Annotated in this window: 17 protein-coding genes; 16 read left to right on the top strand and 1 reads right to left on the bottom strand. The window is 70.3% G+C overall.

The features are described from left to right. Positions 1-82 precede the first annotated feature (82 nt). The 16 genes from ABD151_RS13850 to ABD151_RS13925 all read left to right on the top strand — a co-directional run bounded on the left by ABD151_RS13850 (position 83) and on the right by ABD151_RS13925 (position 16,660). Entirely contained in the window at positions 83-1,303 is a 1,221-nt protein-coding gene (locus ABD151_RS13850) for an acyl-CoA dehydrogenase family protein (RefSeq protein WP_343995331.1), read from the top strand. A 41-nt stretch (positions 1,304-1,344) separates the two neighbouring features. Further along, positions 1,345-1,893, top strand: coding sequence for a hypothetical protein (locus ABD151_RS13855; protein ID WP_343995333.1), 549 nt, complete (start codon positions 1,345-1,347; stop codon positions 1,891-1,893). Between the two features lie 149 nt (positions 1,894-2,042). Continuing rightward, positions 2,043-2,570, top strand: coding sequence for a hypothetical protein (locus tag ABD151_RS13860; RefSeq protein ID WP_343995335.1), 528 nt, complete (start codon positions 2,043-2,045; stop codon positions 2,568-2,570). Between the two features lie 218 nt (positions 2,571-2,788). After that, complete coding sequence (locus ABD151_RS13865) at positions 2,789-3,838, top strand: ABC transporter substrate-binding protein (RefSeq protein ID WP_343995337.1); 1,050 nt, start codon at positions 2,789-2,791, stop codon at positions 3,836-3,838. Beyond that, complete coding sequence (locus tag ABD151_RS13870) at positions 3,835-4,740, top strand: ABC transporter permease (RefSeq protein ID WP_343995339.1); 906 nt, start codon at positions 3,835-3,837, stop codon at positions 4,738-4,740. The genes ABD151_RS13865 and ABD151_RS13870 overlap by 4 nt, the downstream gene beginning before the upstream one ends. Beyond that, on the top strand, positions 4,737-5,549 hold the full coding sequence (locus ABD151_RS13875; RefSeq protein ID WP_343995340.1) for an ABC transporter permease: 813 nt from the start codon (positions 4,737-4,739) through the stop codon (positions 5,547-5,549). The genes ABD151_RS13870 and ABD151_RS13875 overlap by 4 nt, the downstream gene beginning before the upstream one ends. 16 nt (positions 5,550-5,565) lie before the next feature. Then, positions 5,566-6,666, top strand: coding sequence for an ABC transporter ATP-binding protein (locus tag ABD151_RS13880; RefSeq protein WP_343995341.1), 1,101 nt, complete (start codon positions 5,566-5,568; stop codon positions 6,664-6,666). Then, on the top strand, positions 6,653-8,686 hold the full coding sequence (locus ABD151_RS13885) for an acetate--CoA ligase family protein (protein ID WP_343995343.1): 2,034 nt from the start codon (positions 6,653-6,655) through the stop codon (positions 8,684-8,686). Before ABD151_RS13880 ends, ABD151_RS13885 begins: the two co-directional genes overlap by 14 nt. Beyond that, positions 8,686-10,278, top strand: coding sequence for a thiamine pyrophosphate-binding protein (locus tag ABD151_RS13890; RefSeq protein ID WP_343995345.1), 1,593 nt, complete (start codon positions 8,686-8,688; stop codon positions 10,276-10,278). The genes ABD151_RS13885 and ABD151_RS13890 overlap by 1 nt, the downstream gene beginning before the upstream one ends. Beyond that, positions 10,278-11,684 carry an aldehyde dehydrogenase family protein gene (locus ABD151_RS13895; RefSeq protein WP_343995347.1) on the top strand — a complete coding sequence of 469 codons (1,407 nt, stop codon included), beginning with the start codon at positions 10,278-10,280 and terminating at the stop codon, positions 11,682-11,684. The genes ABD151_RS13890 and ABD151_RS13895 overlap by 1 nt, the downstream gene beginning before the upstream one ends. A gap of 116 nt (positions 11,685-11,800) precedes the next feature. After that, positions 11,801-12,958, top strand: coding sequence for an acyl-CoA dehydrogenase family protein (locus ABD151_RS13900; protein WP_343995349.1), 1,158 nt, complete (start codon positions 11,801-11,803; stop codon positions 12,956-12,958). A 56-nt stretch (positions 12,959-13,014) separates the two neighbouring features. Beyond that, positions 13,015-13,947, top strand: a complete 933-nt coding sequence (locus ABD151_RS13905) for a DMT family transporter (RefSeq protein WP_343995351.1) — start codon at positions 13,015-13,017, stop codon at positions 13,945-13,947. Between the two features lies 1 nt (position 13,948). Further along, a complete protein-coding gene (locus ABD151_RS13910) occupies positions 13,949-14,935 on the top strand; it encodes an NAD(P)H-dependent flavin oxidoreductase (RefSeq protein WP_343995353.1) in 987 nt (328 codons plus the stop codon). 91 nt (positions 14,936-15,026) lie between these two features. Then, complete coding sequence (locus ABD151_RS13915) at positions 15,027-15,578, top strand: TetR/AcrR family transcriptional regulator (RefSeq protein ID WP_343995355.1); 552 nt, start codon at positions 15,027-15,029, stop codon at positions 15,576-15,578. A gap of 123 nt (positions 15,579-15,701) precedes the next feature. Then, positions 15,702-16,070 (top strand): HNH endonuclease, encoded by a 369-nt coding sequence (locus ABD151_RS13920; protein ID WP_343995357.1) that lies wholly within the window; start codon positions 15,702-15,704, stop codon positions 16,068-16,070. Positions 16,071-16,150: 80 nt separating this feature from the next. Further along, the gene (locus ABD151_RS13925) at positions 16,151-16,660 is read left to right on the top strand and encodes a flavin reductase family protein (RefSeq protein ID WP_343995358.1); all 510 of its coding nucleotides are present in this window, start codon (positions 16,151-16,153) and stop codon (positions 16,658-16,660) included. A gap of 9 nt (positions 16,661-16,669) precedes the next feature. On the opposite strand, the gene ABD151_RS13930 is transcribed toward ABD151_RS13925, so the two are convergent. Next, positions 16,670-17,215, bottom strand: a complete 546-nt coding sequence (locus ABD151_RS13930) for a TOPRIM nucleotidyl transferase/hydrolase domain-containing protein (protein ID WP_343995360.1) — start codon at positions 17,213-17,215, stop codon at positions 16,670-16,672. Between the last annotated feature and the right edge of the window lie 45 nt (positions 17,216-17,260).

Here is a 17,260-nt window from a genome sequence, read left to right on the forward strand (position 1 = left end):
CCTCGGGAGGTGACAGGAAGGCTTACTTGAGTATGTCTATCATTTCACTCAAGTTAGCCGCTACGACCGTCCAGGAGATGCAGTGACCGCACAGATCGACACCCACGTCCGCACCCCCGTCCTCAGCCGTGCCGACGTCGAGCAGGTCGCCCGCGACCTGGCGACTCGCTTCGCGGAGGGCTCCGCCGACCGCGACGCCGAGCGTCGCCACCCACTGGACGAGGTCCGCACACTGGCCGCATCCGGACTGCTCGGCATCACCGTGCCAGCGAGCGCGGGCGGCTCCGGCCTGGCCCACTCGAGCGCCGGCGAGGTGCTGCGCCTGATCGCGCGCGGCGACTCGTCCGTGGCCCAGATCGTGCTCGCCCACTTCGTGCTCCTCGACGTCGCCGCCCTCGCCGCAACGCCCGAGCTGCGCGACCTGCTGCACGAGGTCGCGACCTCCGGCGGCTGGATCGGCAACGCCACCGCCGAGCGAGGCACCCAGCACGTCTTCGACCGCACCACGCGGGCCGAGCGCCGCGACGATGGCACCGTGCTGGTGCGCGGTCGCAAGTTCTACGCCACCGGAGCCCTCGGCTCCACGCTCTTCGGCGTCGCCGCCAACCTGGACGGCGATCCGGGACACCCGGTCATCGTCTTCGTCTCACCCCACGACGACGGCGTCACCATCGAGGAGGACTGGTCGGGCTTCGGCCAGCGCACCACCGCCAGCGGAACCGTCATCCTCGATGACGTGGCCGTTCCTGCGGCGCAGCTGCTCGACCTCGGACCGGTTCCCGCGGACCCGCCGCGCAGCCCGGTCGGCGCCTACGACCAGCTGCTGCACGCCGCCATCGACGTCGGGATCGCCCGGGCCGCGCTGGAGGACGGAGCCGCCTTCGTGCGTGACCGGTCGCGCCCCTGGGTGGAGTCCGGAGTGGCCCGCGTCTCCGACGAGCCGCATGTGCAGCTCCGCTTCGGTCAGCTGCGGACCCGACTGGCCGCGCTGGAGGCACTGTTCGACCGGGCAGGCCGAGCCGTCGACGAGGTCGACCGCACCGCGCCGACGCAGGCGCAGCTGCTCGACGCCAGCTTCGCCGTAGCCGAGGCGAAGGCCTACGCCCAGGAGGTCGGCCCGGCGATCGCGACGGATGTGATCGAGCTTGCCGGCACCAGCGCCGTCGACCAGCGGCACGGGCTCGACCGCCACTGGCGCAACGTGCGCACCCACTCGCTGCACGACCCCGCCCGATGGAAGTACGTGCACCTGGGCGCCCACCTGCTCGACGGCACCGCTCCCCCGAACCACCCGCTCTTCTGAGCCCAGCAAGGTGCGCGACTCAGGCCGCTAGTCTGCGGGGCATGACCGGCACCGGCGACACGTCGCTCACCCTCGCTGGAGAGCCCACCGTTGAGCACCTCGATCACGAGGTGCTCAACGGTCATCGGTTCGCTGACGGGCAGGGGTTTCCGCAGTCCTACCGTCGTTTCGTCGAGAACGTGGGCTGGGGCAGAGCCTTCGGGCTCTGGCTCATCTATCCGCCGGTGCTCGACGGCTATGCCGATGGTTGGCAGGGTCGCGCCGCGAACCTCACCGCCCGGTTCCGGTCCGTCTACCAGGACGGCCAGCGCGAGGGGTACGACTGGATGGTCGAACCCGATGGCAGCTGGGACCTCTGCTCCGGCCTGGAGGTCTTCGGCTGGAGCGAGAACGGCGACGGCCTGCTGTGGCAGCCGGCGGCGCGGAGTCCCGACGGCGAGCTCCCGGTCTGGGAGTCGCGCGGAATCGACTCGCTGCATCTGCTCGGCCCCGACCTCGACACGGCCCTTGCGGTCCTCCGCACCAGGACACGCGCTTCGCTCGGCCCCCGGACGCACGACGTGGAGCCGCTTCCCGCCGTCCGCCTGTGAGTCCGTCCACGTCAACCGACTCCCGTCGTTGATCCGTGGCAACCGATCCCGCCGCCTCCGCGTCATAGGAACGGGCTCCGCTCGGGGCCTCGAGCGACGACGGAGGCGGCAGCGTGACGACCGGTTCAGCGATAGGCACGGCTGTGCTGATGGGCGCTTCGCTCCTCGGTGTCACCGAGGAGCCACAGCGCGACTCAGCCGGGGAGGAGCACCACGCGCTCGCCGGCGACGTCATCGCCTTCGCCATCGATCCCCTTCCCTCACAGGCGTCTCGCCTCAGACTCGCACCCCGCGTCCGGCTCGGCCTCGGTGCGGAGATCGTCGCGGTGCGGACGGCGGCTGAGCTCGCGGACGCCGAGGGATGGCTCCTGGAAGAGACCTACTTCCGCGCCTACCTCGGTCCGTTCAGCGCGCTGCGGCTTCTCCGTCATCAGGTCGACGACACCGGTAGCGCGGCGATCAGCGCGGACGGCGCGTTCGAGGTGTCGACGGACCCGCATCCACATTGCGCCAGTCCACCGGTCGCTGCACCCCCGGGCTACCAAGGTCATCGCCGAGTCTCCCTGCAGCCGTCCCGAGCCTCCTCCAGCACCTGCCTGATGTGGTTCAGCGTCGACCTCTTCCTCGACGACCAGGGCCGGATCGCGGCGGTGACCCTGGACCTCTGGGAGCCGTGAGCCGCACAGCTCCCGCACCCACCCGGCGGTTCCGCCGACTCCCCACGCCTCGCTCGACCTCTCGCCCCTGGCGCCCCCGTGGCGCCGGGGGCGCTCTGCGTCCCGGCCCGCCCGGCACTCGGGACGGACTCCGAAGAAAGTTCACCCCTCCCCCTTGACGCGTGACGGCCGTCACGCTTTCATTAATAACTGATCCATCAGTCAACTTAGGAGAAACGATGCGTGCCAAGGCAATCGCCGCTCTGTCCACCGCGGCTCTCGTCGCGTCTGTGTCGGCCTGCAGCTCCAGCGAGGACGGCAAGTCCGTGACGGTGACGATGTGGGGTGGTGCCGGTCAGAAGGCGCACGTCAACTCCTACTTCACGCCGTGGGCGAAGGACGCCGACGTCACGATCCGCCAGGACTCCCCCACCGACTACGCGAAGATCGACGCCCAGGTGAAGTCGGGCAAGGTCAGCTGGGGTCTGGTCGAGGTCGAGCCGAACTACTCCGAGTCGGCCTGCGCGGCCGGCAAGCTGGAGAAGCTCCCGCAGCGGGTCAAGGACGCCGCCGCGAAGGGCGGCATCGACCCCGCCCAGACGAACGACTGCGCGATCCCGATCCTGCAGTACACGTTCAGCATCGCTTACAACACCGACGCGTTCGCCGACGCCCACCCGACCACCTGGGCGGAGTTCTTCGACACCAAGCAGTTCCCCGGCAAGCGTGGCTTCTGGAAGTACGTCACCGGCGGCATCTTCGAGGCCGCCCTGCTGGCCGACGGCGTCGCCCCGGAGGACCTCTACCCGCTCGACCTGGACCGGGCCTTCAAGAAGCTCGACACGATCAAGGACGACATCGTCTGGTACGACACCGGCGATCAGCAGGTGCAGCTCCTGGCCAGCGGCGAGGCACCCCTGGTCCAGGCCTGGAACGGCCGCGTCTCCCAGGCCGCCGCCGCCGGCGAGCCGGTCGCCAACGAGTACGGCGAGAACCTGGTCTCCTACGACCACGTGGTGATCCCGAAGGGCTACGACAACGTCGAGCTGGCCCAGGACTGGATGGTGTGGTTCCTGGAGAACCCGCAGGCGCAGGCCACGGACGCCGAGGCGTCCGGCTTCGGCCCCGCGTCCAAGGACGCCATCGACCTGGTGCCGGAGAGCATCCGTGACGACGTCGCCCCCAGCGACAACGTCGTCGAGCAGTCGGCCGGCCTGATCGACTACTCCTACTGGGCGGAGAACTACACCGAGGTCACCAAGCGCTTCAACACCTGGATCGCCGAATGACCAGCATCTCGCTCTCCCGTCCGCGGAGAGGAGCCGCCGACGGCGGCCCCCTCTCCCGGGTGCGGGCCTACCTCGCCTTCGACGGCTGGGGCCTGTTGATCCTGCCGCTGCTGGTCTTCCTGCTGGTCTTCTTCGTGGCCCCGCTGGGGTTCATGATCGCCAAGAGCTTCACCGACCCGACGCTGAGCCTCGACAACTACCGCGAGATCTTCTCGGCCTCGATCTACGTCAAGGTCCTGGTCAACACGTTCGTGATCGCGTTGACGGTCACCGCGGTCACCATGCTGCTGGCCTATCCCTACGCCTACCTGATGACGATCAGCCGGCCCGCCTGGCGCAACCTGCTGATCCTGTTGATCCTGGTGCCGTTCTGGACCAGCGTCCTGGTCCGCAGCTTCGCCCTGGTGCTGCTGCTGCGCGACACCGGCGTCATCAACTCGATCGCCATGGACATCGGCGTCATCGACGAGCCGCTCTCCATCATGCGCTCGATGAAGGGCGTCATGTTCGGCATGGTCCAGGTGGCGCTGCCCTTCGCGGTGCTCCCCATGTACGCCACCATGCGCAACATCGACCCCCGGCTCACCGAGGCCGCCCAGGGTCTGGGCGACCGCCCGTCCGGCGCCTTCTGGCGGGTCTTCGTGCCGCTGAGCATGCCCGGCGTCGCAGCCGGCCTGCTGCTCACCTTCATCCAGGCGCTCGGCTACTACATCACGCCGTCGCTGTTGGGCGGCCCCAAGAACACCATGATCGGCGAGCTGATCGTGCAACAGGTGAGCACCGTGCTCCAGTTCGGCTTCGCCGCCGCCCTGGCCGTCCTGTTGCTCACCACCACCTTCGCGCTGCTGGCGATCGCCAGCCGGTTCATGGACCTCGAGCGCATGTTGATGGGACGGTCATGACCAGAGTCCTCACCCGCACCGGCCTGATCCTGCTGGCCGTCGCCGTCGCCGCCTACGTGCTGCTTCCGATCCTGATCATCTTCCCGATGTCGGTCGGCGAGAGCTCCTTCATGACCTTTCCGCCCGAGGGCTTCTCCTGGAAGTGGTACCAGGCGCTTCGCGACGACCCGACCTGGATGGAGTCCGCCGTCGCCAGCCTGCGGGTCGCCGGCCTCTCCGCCGTCCTCAGCGTGGTGCTCGGCACCGCCGCGGCCCTGGCCCTGGTGCGTGGACGCTTCCCGTTCCGCCGCGGCGTCCTGGTCGTCATGCTCGCCCCGCTGATCGTTCCCTACGTGATCATCGGCCTCGCCGTCTACGTCGCGTTCCTCGAGGCCGGGCTCACCGAGACCACTCTCGGCTTCGTCCTGGTGCACACCTGCCTCGGCGTCCCCTACGTGATGATCAACGTCTGCGCCGGCCTGGTCGCCGTCGACCGGCGGTTGGAGATGGCCTCGATGAACCTCGGCGCCGGCCCGGTGTCGACCTTCTTCCGGGTCACCCTGCCGGCGATCCTGCCCAACATGCTGGCAGGTGCACTCTTCGCCTTCATCACCAGCTGGGACGAGGTCGTCGTGGCGATCTTCATGTCCGGCCCGACGATGACCACCCTCCCCGTGAAGATGTGGTCCGGCATCCGGGTCCAGATCGACCCCACGCTGGCGGCGATCTCGACGCTCGCCCTGCTGGTGATCCTCTCCAGCTTCGCCCTGATGGGCCTGATCCGCCTCACCCAACGTCTCGTCGGCCGACGCCGTCGCATCGCCCTCTAGAACACAGGTGTCCACCATGACCAACATCGCTTCCGCGACGCCCCGGGCCACGCAGCCCGGCGCCTCGATCAACGTCGAGCAGGTCCGCAAGGTCTACGGGCCGGCGACGATCCTCGACGACATCTCCCTCGACATCCGCGCCGGCGAGTTCATCACGCTGCTCGGTGCCAGCGGCTCCGGCAAGTCGACCCTGCTCAACATCATCGCCGGGTTCATCAAGGCCGACGGCGGTCACGTCAAGGTCGACGGCCGCGACCTCACCACCGTGCCCGCACACAAGCGCGGCCTCGGCATGGTGTTCCAGCACTACGCGCTCTTCCCGCACATGACCGTCTTCGAGAACGTCGCCTACGGCCTGCGCCGCAACGGGTTCCCCCGCAAGGAGATCCCCGCGCTCGTCGACGAGGCGCTCCAGATGGTGGAGATGGGCCACCTCGGCAAGCGCCGCCCGAGCCAGCTCTCCGGCGGTCAGCAGCAGCGGGTGGCACTCGCCCGCGCCGTCGTCTTCAAGCCGCGCGTGCTGCTGATGGACGAGCCGCTCGGTGCGCTCGACAAGATGCTGCGCGAGCAGCTGCAGCTGGAGATCCGTCGCCTGCACAAGGAGATGGGCATCACCTTCGTCTTCGTCACCCATGATCAGGAGGAGGCGTTGACGATGTCCGACCGGATCGCACTCCTCGAGTCCGGCCGGATCGTCCAGCTCGGCACGCCGACCGAGCTCTACGAGACCCCGTCGTGCCGCTACGCGGCCGAGTTCATCGGCGTCTCCAACATCTTCAACGGCGCGCTCCAGCACGGACGCTTCCACGACCCGGCCAACAATGCCGAGCACGTCGTGCCCGCGGACAGCCCCGCCGGGGGGACCGCGCTGATGGTGCGCCCCGAACGCCTGAGCGTGCAGCCGATCGGCCTGCACACGCCGAGCGGGCACAACAGCGTCGAGGCGATCGTCGAGGACTGCGTCTACCTCGGCAGCGACCGCAGCGTGCACGCCCGGACCCTCGGCGGCGACGTGCTGGTCGCCCGCACCCCTGTCCCCCGCGGCGACGACGGCATCGCCGCCGGCGCCAAGGTCACCCTCTCCTGGAACGTGGAGGACTCCCGTGTCCTTGCCTGAAGCATTCATCGATCCCGCCTCGGTCGCGGTCGTCGGCGCCAGTGCCGACCAGGCCAAGTGGGGCCACTGGCTCGCGGTCGGCGCCCTCAAGGGCAAGGAGCGACGCGACGTCTGGCTGGTCAACCGCAGCGGCTCCGAGCTGTTGGGCGAGCCCACCTATCGCTCGGTGAGCGAGCTGCCGGGCACCCCCGACCTGCTGGTGCTCTGCGTGCCTGCCGGCCACGTGCGCACCGTCGTCGCCGAGGCCCTGGAGCGCGGCACCCGCGCCTTCCTGGCGATCACGGCCGGCGTCGACGACCAGGACGAGCTCGCCGCCCTGCTCACCCAGCACGGTGCCCGGATGCTCGGCCCGAACAGCCTCGGCATGTACGACGCGTCCACCGACCTGCAGCTCGCCTGGGGACACTTCACCCCGGGACGCCTGGCGATCGTCTCCCAGAGCGGTCAGCTCGGCTCGGAGATCGCCAACCTCGGGGCGCGTCAGGGCCTGGGCGTCTCCCGGTTCTACTCGGTGGGCAACCAACTCGACCTCAACGCCGCCGACCTGCTCGAAGGGCTCGTCGACGACCCGCAGACCAATGCGGTCGCGGTCTACCTGGAGAGCTTCGCCGACGGTGCCCGCCTGGTGCGTGCACTGCGGGCACTGCGCGCCGCCGGCAAGCCGACCCTGCTGCTCACCACCGGTGCCAGCGAGGGCAGCAAGCGCCTGGCGCAGTCGCACACCGGCTCGATGACCTCCACTCTCGACGTGGTGGACGCCGCCTGCCGCGCGGCCGGGGCGCTGCGGGTCGCCACACCGTCCGACCTGGTCGCCACCGCGCGCTACCTCGACGCCGCCGACCTGCCCCAGGGCCGGCGGATCGCGGTGGTCAGCGACAGCGGCGGCCAGGGCGGGATCGCCGCGGACGTCGCCGCCTCGCTCGGTCTGGTCACGCCGGTCTTCTCCGACGAGCTGCAGGCGCAGCTCGCCCGGCTGCTGCCCACCGGAGCGGCCCTGGCCAACCCGGTGGACCTGGCCGGAGCCGGAGAGGCGGACCTCGAGGTCTACGCGGCGATCACCGAGCTGCTGGCCGGCTCGGGCGAGGTGGATGCGGTCCTGCTGACCGGCTACCTGGGCTGCTACGGCGAGGACACCCCCTCCATCGCGGACGACGAGCTGGCGGTCGTGGACCGTCTCGGCAAGCTGTCCGAGGCCAGCCACGTGCCGCTGGTCGTGCACAGCATGAGCGACTCCTCGCCGGCCGTCGACCGGATGTGGGAGCACCACATCCCTGCCTACGAGGGGGTCGAGCTCGCGCTCGGTGCGCTGGCACGGGCCGCGGAGCTGGCCCAGGCACCAGGTCGTGACCTCGCCGTCGCCGACGCCGCGCCGATGCCTCGTGTCCCCGGCTATTGGCAGGCCCGGCACCAGCTGCTCGACCTCGGCGTCCGCCTGCCCGAGGCGCGCCTCATCAACGAGCGCACCGACCTGGCCGAGGCCCTCGCGGCGTTGCGCACCCCGCTGGTGCTCAAGGCCGGCTGGCTGGAGCACAAGAGCGAGCACGGCGGCATCCGGATCGGGGTCAGGTCGCTGGCAGAGGCCGAGGCCGCCTACGACGACATGGTGGGTCGCCTCGGCCCCGGCGACTACGTCCTCGAGGAGCAGGACACCCGTGACGGCGTCGTCGAGATGCTGATCGGTGGGCGCGTCGACCGCGACTTCGGCCCCACCGTGACGGTCGGCCTCGGCGGCGTGCAGGCCGAGCTGTGGCGTGACGTCCATCTGGAGCTGGCACCGGTGGACCGGGAGACGGCCACCGCGATGGTCGCGCGGCTGCGTGCCAAGGCCCTGCTGGACGGCTGGCGCGGCGCGCCGGCCGTGGACACCGATGCCCTGGTGGACATGGTCGTCTCGGTCTCCCAGATCGTCGCCGGGAGCCCCGCCATCAGCGACCTGGAGATCAACCCGGTGCGGGTCGCCCCGGGCGGCGCGCTCGCCGTCGACGCCCTGGTGCTCCCGCTCGCGGACGGCGGCGCGTGATGGCCGCCCGTACCGGTGGCCAGGCGCTGGTCGACGCACTGGTCGGCCACGGCGTCGACACGGTCTTCGGCATCCCCGGCACCCACAACCTCGCGGTCTACTCGGCCCTGGCGGAGCACGACGTCACGCATGTGCTGCCCCGCCACGAGCAGGGTGCCGGCTACGCCGCCGACGGCTACGCCCGCAGCACCGGCCGGGTCGGCGTCGCGCTGACCACGACCGGGCCCGCGATCCTCAACGCCGCAGCCGCTGCGGCCCAGGCCTACTCCGACTCCGTGCCGGTCCTCTTCATCTCCCCCGGCATGCCGCTGCAGCACCCGGCACACGGCAACGGCCTGTTGCACGAGATCGTCGACCAGAGCGCCGCGATGGCAGCGGTGCTAGGCACCAGCCTGCGGGTCACCTCGGTCGCCGAGATCCCGTTGGCGGTGCAGCAGGCGTTCGCGGTGATGACGACGGGACGCCCCCGCCCGGTTCACCTCGAGATCCCGCTCGACCTGCTCGACGAGGTGGCCGAGGTCGCCCCGGTTCTTCCTGCCCGGCCCGGAACCCTGCACCCGGATCAGGCAGCCCTCGACCGCGCAGTCTCCCGTCTCGACGCAGCCGAGACGGTCGCCATCGTGGCTGGTGGCGGGACCTTCGCCGCCGCGGCCGAACTGGCCGCCGTCGCCGAACTGTTGGGGGCGGGGGTGCTGACCACCGCCAACGGCAAGGGCGCGCTGCCTACCGGCCACCCGCTCTTCGTCGGGGCCGGACTGCAGCACGCTGCCGCCCGCGAGCTCTGTGAGGCCGTAGACGTGGTGCTGGCCCTCGGCACCGAGTTCGCGCCCTCCGACTGGTGGGGCGGGCTTCCCGAGTTGGCCGGCAAGGTGGTCCGGATCGACGTCGACGCCACCGCGATCAGCACCAACGTGGTGCCGGACGTCGCCCTGGTCGCCGACGCGGCCGCCGCGCTCGCGGCACTGGCCGATCGTGTGCAGCGCAAGGAACCGTCCGCCCTGGTGGCGACGGCGCGTGCCGCGCACCGGGCGCAGGCCAGGGAGGAGGGCGCTGCCTGGATCGAGCTCGTCGACGCCCTCGCCGATGTGGTGCCCCGGGACGCGATCATCGCCGCCGACAACGCGATGGCCGCCTACTACGGCGCGCTCTCCAATCTGCCGCTCGACCGGCCCCACTCCTTTCTCTACCCGACCGGGGCAGGCACGTTGGGCTACGGGCTTCCGGCGGGGATCGGCGCCAAGGTCGCCAACCCGGAGACGGCAGTCGTCGTCCTGCACGGCGACGGCGGCCTGATGTTCTCGGTGGCCGAGCTGGCCACCCCCGCCGAGCTCCGGCTGGCGCTGCCCATCGTGGTGGTGGACAACGGCGGCTACGGCGAGATCCGCAACGAGATGGACGACCGGGACGAGCCGATCCATGCAGTGGCCCTGGGCAGCCCGGACTTCGTGATGTTGGCGCAGTCGTTGGGGTGCCTCGGGGTCCGGGCGCAGAGTGCCGCCGAGGTCGCCGCCGCGGTCGACAAGGCGTTCCACGCCGACCGTCCGACGTTGATCCACGTCCGTGAGCGCAGCCGCGCCACCGGGGAGGCGTGATGAGGTACGAGACCGTGTTGATCGGCGGCCGTTGGCTGCCGACGACCGAGACCATCGAGGTCGAGAACCCGGCCACCATGCAGGTGGTCGGAACCTCGGGTCGCGCCTCCGTCGCCCAGGTCGATCTGGCTGTCGCGGCAGCACGGGACGCCCTGCCTGCTTGGGGATCCCTGCCGCCGGAGCAGCGCGCCACGGCACTCGACCGCCTCGTCGACGCCTTGCGCGGACGACGTCGCGAGCTGATCGACGTGACCGTGGCCGAGGTCGGCACGCCCGTCGCCGACGCCACCGCATGGCACGTCGACCTCGGCATCGAGCTGGTCGTCTCCGCGATCCGGAATCTGCGTGCCCACCGGTTCGAGAGCGAGGTCGGGAACTCCCTCCTGTTCCAGCGCCCGGTCGGCGTCGCCGCCTGCATCACTCCGTGGAACTACCCGTTCTACCAGCTGACGGCCAAGGTCGCTCCGGCGTTGGCGGCAGGCTGCACGGTCGTGCTGAAGCCGGCCGAGCTGACCCCGTTGTCGGCCTACCTCTTCGCAGAAGCCGTCGAGGAGGCAGGCCTGCCCGCAGGCGTCTTCAACCTGCTGCCGGGCATCGGTGCCGAGATCGGTGCCGCGCTGGCAGACCATGACGGTGTCGACCTGGTCTCCTTCACCGGTTCGACGAAGGTCGGCCGCGCGGTGGGAGCCGCAGCCGCCGGGAGGCTGGCGAAGGTCTGCCTGGAGCTCGGTGGGAAGTCGGCCAGCCTGGTCTGCGCCGACGCCGACCTCGACACGGCGGTGCGCGCCACCGTGGAGTCGGCGATGTTGAACGCCGGCCAGACCTGCAGTGCCTGGACCCGGCTGCTGGTGCCGGCCGAGCGCTACGACGAAGCCGTGGAGATCGCCGGGAAGCACGCCGCAGACCTGGTGGTCGGCGATCCGACCGACGAACGCACCCAGGTCGGCCCGCTGGTCAGCCGCGGTCAGTGGGAGCAGGTCAGCGCCATGGTGGCCGCTGCGGTGGCACGCGGTGCCCGGCTGGTCACCGGGGGCGGCGCTCCCGACGGGCTCCGCACCGGCCACTACCTGGCTCCGACGGTGCTCGCCGACCTCGCTCCGCAGGACCCGGCCAGCCAGGAGGAGATCTTCGGACCGGTGCTGGTGGTGCATCCCTATGCCGACGAGGACGAGGCGATCCGGATCGCCAACGGCACCCGCTACGGGCTGGCCGGCGCGGTCTGGTCCGGAGCCGAGGAGCGGGCGCTCAGCATCGCGCGCCGGCTGGAGACCGGTCAGGTCGACCTCAACGGTGCCGCGTTCAACCCCGAGGCCCCGTTCGGGGGCTGGAAGGACTCCGGCCTCGGCCGCGAGCTGGGCCGCGTCGGCCTCGAGGAGTACCTCGAGTGGACGGCGGTGCAGCGCTGACGGGTCCCTCTCCCACACCTCCCCCTCCCCCGCACCGGTGACGCCGTCACCTGCGCGTCGCGTCCCCTTCGACGCCCCACCCACGTCACACAGCACAAGCAATGAGGAGTAAGAACATGGCGATCAATGCCGTTGAGCCCTGGCCCCTGACCGACGAGCAGCGTGCCATCGTCGACCTGTGTCGGCAGTTCGCCGAGAACGAGATCCGGCCGCGTGGCCGGGAGGTGGACGAGGCCGACGTGGTCTCTCCCGTCGACATCTTCAAGTCCGCGGCCAAGGTCGGCATCACCGACTTCATGCTGCCCGAGCAGTACGGCGGCGGTGGCCTGGGCGACATCTTCACCCAGTGCCTGGTCCAGGAGCAGCTGTGCTGGGGCGACCCGGGCATCGGCAACTTCGTGTGCTCCAACGGATTCTTCTCCGACCCGCTCCTGGCGCTTGGCACCGAGGAGCAGAAGGAGGAGTGGCTGCGCCCCCTCACCGGAGCGGACCCGCTCTTCACCGCGCTGGCCACCACGGAGCCCGGATCGGGCTCGGACGCCGCCTCGATCGTCACCACCGCGACCAAGGTGGACGGCGGCTACGCGCTCAACGGACAGAAGGTGTGGATCTCCAACGCCGGCCTGGCCGACCAGTACGTCGTCTTCGCCAAGACCGACCCCACCCAGCGCTCCGGCGGGGTCACCGCCTTCCTGCTGCGCAAGGGCGCCGAGGGGATGACCTTCGGTGAGCCGATGAAGAAGATGGGCCAGCGCGCCATCGTGTGCCGCGAGATCTTCTTCGACGACGTCTTCGTGCCGGAGAAGGACCGCCTCGGCGACGAGGGTCAGGGCTTCTACGGCCTGATGGAGACCTTCGACATCTCGCGCGTGGTGCTCGCCGCTGCGGCGACCGGCGCAGCGCGCGCGGCCTACGAGTACGCACTGGACTACGCCCGCAACCGCACCCAGTTCGGCAAGCCGATCATCGAGCACCAGGCCGTCGCCTTCCGCCTCGCCGACATGGCCACCCGCATCCAGTCGTCGTGGCTGATGACGTTGCACGCCGCGCGCACGCTGGACGCCGGCGAGCCCGCCACCAAGATCGCCGCGATGGCGAAGCTGCAGGCCTCGGAGACCGCCATGTACGTGACCCACGCGGCCGTGCAGACCCTGGGCGGCTGGGGCTACTCGCGTGAGTACCCGGTCGAGCAGTGGATGCGCGACGTGAAGCTCGAGGAGATCGAGGAGGGCACCTCCGACATCATGCGGCTGATCATCTCCCGCCAGATCTGACGACCCGGCGGGCCCGCGCATCGCTGCGGGCCCGCCCCTGTACTGCAAGGAGCCTCGTGCCGAGCAACCTCCGCTCTCCGGTGGCAGCGCCGCTCGCGCTGCTGCTGGTGGCCGCCGTGTGGGGTTCGACCTTCCCCATCTCGAAGGATCTGCTGACCCGGATCCCGGTCAGCGACTACCTCGCGGTCAGGTTCGCGCTGGCAGCCCTCGTCCTCGCCCTGGTCAATCCCCGGGCGGTCCGACGCATCACCCGGCGCCAGGCGCTGCTCGGCATCCAGCTCGGCCTGATCTACGGCGTCGCCCAATGGCTGCAGTTCGCCGGCCTGACCACGGCAGCGGCCACCGTCTCGGCGTTCCTCGTCTCGATGTACGTCGTCGTCACGCCCCTGCTCGCGGCCCTGGTCTTCCGGCTGCCGGTGTCGCGCCAGACCCAGGTCGCCGTCGTCGTCGCGGCGACCGGGGTGATGGTGATGTCGCTGCGGGGCTGGTCGTTCGGCACCGGGGAGACGCTCACCCTGTTGTCCTCGGTGCTCTACGCCGTGCACATCCTCACCACGGGGCGGCTGGTCCGCACCGGCGAGGCCCACGTGGTGACCGTCATGCAGATGGCGACGATCTCCGTGCTCACCGCGCTGCCCACCGTGCCCGGGGGCATCGAGATCCCGCACGGCGCCGACTGGATCCCGATGCTCTACCTGGCCCTGGCTGCCGGCGCCCTGGCGATGTTCGTCCAGGCCTGGGCTCAGCCGCGGATGGGCGTCGCCCAGGCATCGGTGGTGATGGTCACCGAGCCGGTCTGGGCCGCCGTCTTCGCGGTCGCCTTCTGGCACGAGGTCCTCGACGCCCGCACCCTGATCGGTGCCGCGCTAGTGCTCGCCGCGGCGGCTCTGGTGCTGCTCGACCCGCGCCGTCCACGACGGCTCCCGGCCGCGGTCGGCGCCGAGCAGACCCCCGACCCCCACCCTCTTCCCCTCAACACCAAGGAGTGACATGACCTTCCGCAACCAGTTCACCGAGACGTTCGGCATCGAGCACCCGATCGTCTGTGGCGGGATGGCCGCCGTCGGCACCGCCGACCTGATCAGCGCGGTGGCGAACGCCGGTGCGCTCGGCTTCCTGAGCGCGCTCACCCAGCCCACGCCCGAGGCGCTCGCCGCCGAGATCAAGCGCTGCCAGGAGCTCACCGACAAGCCGTTCGGGGTGAACCTGACCATCCTGCCCACGATCGAGCCGGTGCCGTACGAGGAGTACCGCGACGTCATCATCGCCTCCGGCGTGAAGATCGTGGAGACCGCCGGCAGCAACCCGGCACCGCACCTGCCGGCGTTCAAGGAGGCCGGGGTCAAGGTGATCCACAAGGCCGTCGCGGTCCGTCACGCGCTCAAGGCGCAGAGTCTCGGCGTCGACGCCGTCAGCATCGACGGGTTCGAGTGCGCCGGCCACCCCGGTGACGACGACATCCCGGGCCTGGTGCTGATCCCGGCGGCGGCCAAGGCGCTCGACATCCCGATCATCGCCTCGGGTGGCTTCGCCACCGGAAGCGGCCTGGTGGCAGCCCTGGCACTCGGTGCCTGCGCCATCAACATGGGCACCCGGTTCGAGGCCACGGCCGAGGCGCCGATCCACCAGAACGTGAAGGACCAGATCGTCGCCAACGACGAGCGCGACACCACCCTGGTCTTCCGGGAGTTCCGCAACACCGCGCGCGTCGCACGCAACGAGGTCTCCGAGCAGATCGCCAAGCTGGGCGCGCAGCCGGGGGCGACCTTCGCCGACGTCGCCCACCTCGCCTCGGGCGCCCGCGCCCGACAGGAGGTGCTCGCGGGCGGCGACGTGAACGGCGGCATGTGGTGGGCCAGCCAGGCGCAGGGACTCATCGATCGCGTGGCCACCTGCCAGGAGGTCATCGACGAGATCGTCGCCGAGGCGGAGCAGATCATCTCGCGTCGCCTGCCCGCAGAGTTGGCAAGTTCCTGAACCAGGCAACGCGTCTTGGTACCGTTCGTCGTCACTGAGGAGGAGAGCAATGGCTCGGCCAAGTGTTGAAGCGCAGCGGCGTGAGGAGATCATGCGATCGGCCTGCGCACAGATCGCGGCCAAGGGCGTTCTCGGGTTGCGGGTCTCGGATGTCGCCAAGGGAGCGGGGGTCTCCCCCGGCATCGTGCACTACTACTTCGAGACGAAGTTCGAGTTGATCCGGGCCGCCTTCGAGGACAACTTCACCCGGTCGTTGGATCGGCGTGCGGTCATCTTCGACGACAAGGACGCCCACGCGGCCGAGACGCTGCACGCGATCGTCGAGTCCTACCTTCCGGTCGGCGCGGAGACGATCGAGGCGTGGAACGTCTGGATCGAGCTGTGGGCGGCAGCCTTGCAGGACGAGGCACTGGCGGAGGTCAACGACCGCGCCTACAGCCGGTGGGCCTCGATGATCGAGGCGGTCGTCGCCCGTGGCCAGGAGCGTGGCGAGCTGGTCTCGGAGGACAGCGCCCTGGTCGCGGACAGCCTGATGGGCCTGATCGACGGCCTGTCGGTGCAGGTGCTGCTCTCCTCGCACGGGATGACCGTGGAGCGGATGCGGGCGATCTGCCACCGCCTGGTCGACTCGATCTCCACCTGAGCGCCAGGACGAGGTGTCGGCCGCAGGACACGTGCGGTCGACGCCTCGCGCCCCCGGCGCCACGAAACGCGGCCGCTCGGCCTCGTCCCTGATCGCCCGGCAGCCAGAGCCTAGGGTTCTCCCATGCCGCCCCGCAGCCGCAAGGCCACCATCGCCCGACGCCGTCGGCGCCGGGTGGCGGCCGCCGACAACGACCTGACCGACCAGCAGTGGCTCGACCTGATGGAGGCCTGGGCCGGCTGTGCGTACTGCGGTGCCGAGGAGCCGGCCCTGCAGAAGGACACGATGCTGCCGATCTCCCGCGGCGGCCGCTACACGGTGACCAACGTCGTTCCCGCCTGCCGCTCCTGCAACGCCTCGAAGTGCAACAGCGAGCTGACCACCTGGATGCGTCGCAAGAAGCTCGACGAGAAGGCGTTCCTGGTGCGCCAGCTCGAGATCAGCCGTGCCCTCAGCGTCGCTGCGAACGAGCCCGTGGAACCCGGGGCGTGACAGGGATGGAAGGGCCACCGCTCGGGTACTGAGCGAGCACCTTCGCCCCGCCGGGGCGATCCGAGCCCAGGAGCCCGCCCGTGGATGACGACGTCTTCGACTCCCTGATGGCCTCGCTCGACTCGCCGCTGGCGATCGTCACCACCGCAGCCGAGGGCCAGCGGGCGGGGTGCCTGATCGGCTTCCACTCCCAGGCCGGCATCACCGAGCAGCGCTACTGCGTCTGGCTCTCCAAGGCCAACCACACCTACCGGGTCGCGCTGCGCGCCACCCACCTCGCGGTCCACTACCTGACCGCCGACGACCTCGAGCTGGCGGAGCGGTTCGGCACCCGCACCGGTGAGGACGGCGACAAGTTCGACGGACTGGAGGTCGAGCCGTCGGCGTCCGGGGTGCCGTTGCTCGCGGCACTGCCGAACCGGGTCGCCCTGGAGCGGATCGCCTTGCTGGACGACGGCAGCGACCACGTCTGCATCACCTGTCGGGTGGTGTCGGCGGAGTCGAGCGGTGCCTTCACACCGCTGCGCCTCTCCGACGCCGACCACCTCGAACCGGGGCACGAGAGCGACGAGCGCGCCGTCCAGCCCTGATGGCTCGGGTCAGCCCGCGGCCCAGATCCAGTTGATTAGCCCGGTCATCGGCTCGGGAACGTCCTCGAAGGGAACCTCTTCAGCCATCCGCGCAGCGTACTCACGCTTGCGGGCGCCGTTGGCGGAGACGTAGCGCCGAAGCTGCTCGTCAGCCTGTTCGCTGCTGTGCGCCTCCTGCGCCTGGAACTGACGGAAGCCCTTGAGGTCGTTCTTGGCCTCGAGAATCGCGGTCACCCCGGCAACCCCTGTGGCCCGGATCAGCTCCTCCTCAAGGTCCCGACGACAGGCGAAGAAGCCCTGCCTGGTCAGGTCCTCCCCCATCTGACGGTTGAGCGCACCGGCGACGTAGCGCTCTTCGCCTTCGTCGTAGAGCCCGCCGACGCGGTGGCCCTGCGCGACGCTCTCGGCGATCGCGGCGCGAAAGTTGCCGGCGCCGTTGATCACGTGGACGGTGATCTGCTCAGCCTCGAGGTCCACGCCGAAGCGCGGTGCGAGGGTCTCAACGGCGGCCCTGTCGGACTCGCCCTCAACAAGAATGGTGATCGGTCGTGGCACGACAGGCGAGTATGCCGTGCAACGCCCCGGGCCCTTCCGTCCGGG

The organism is Nocardioides dubius (genome assembly GCF_039528155.1).
GTDB lineage: Bacteria > Actinomycetota > Actinomycetes > Propionibacteriales > Nocardioidaceae > Nocardioides > Nocardioides dubius.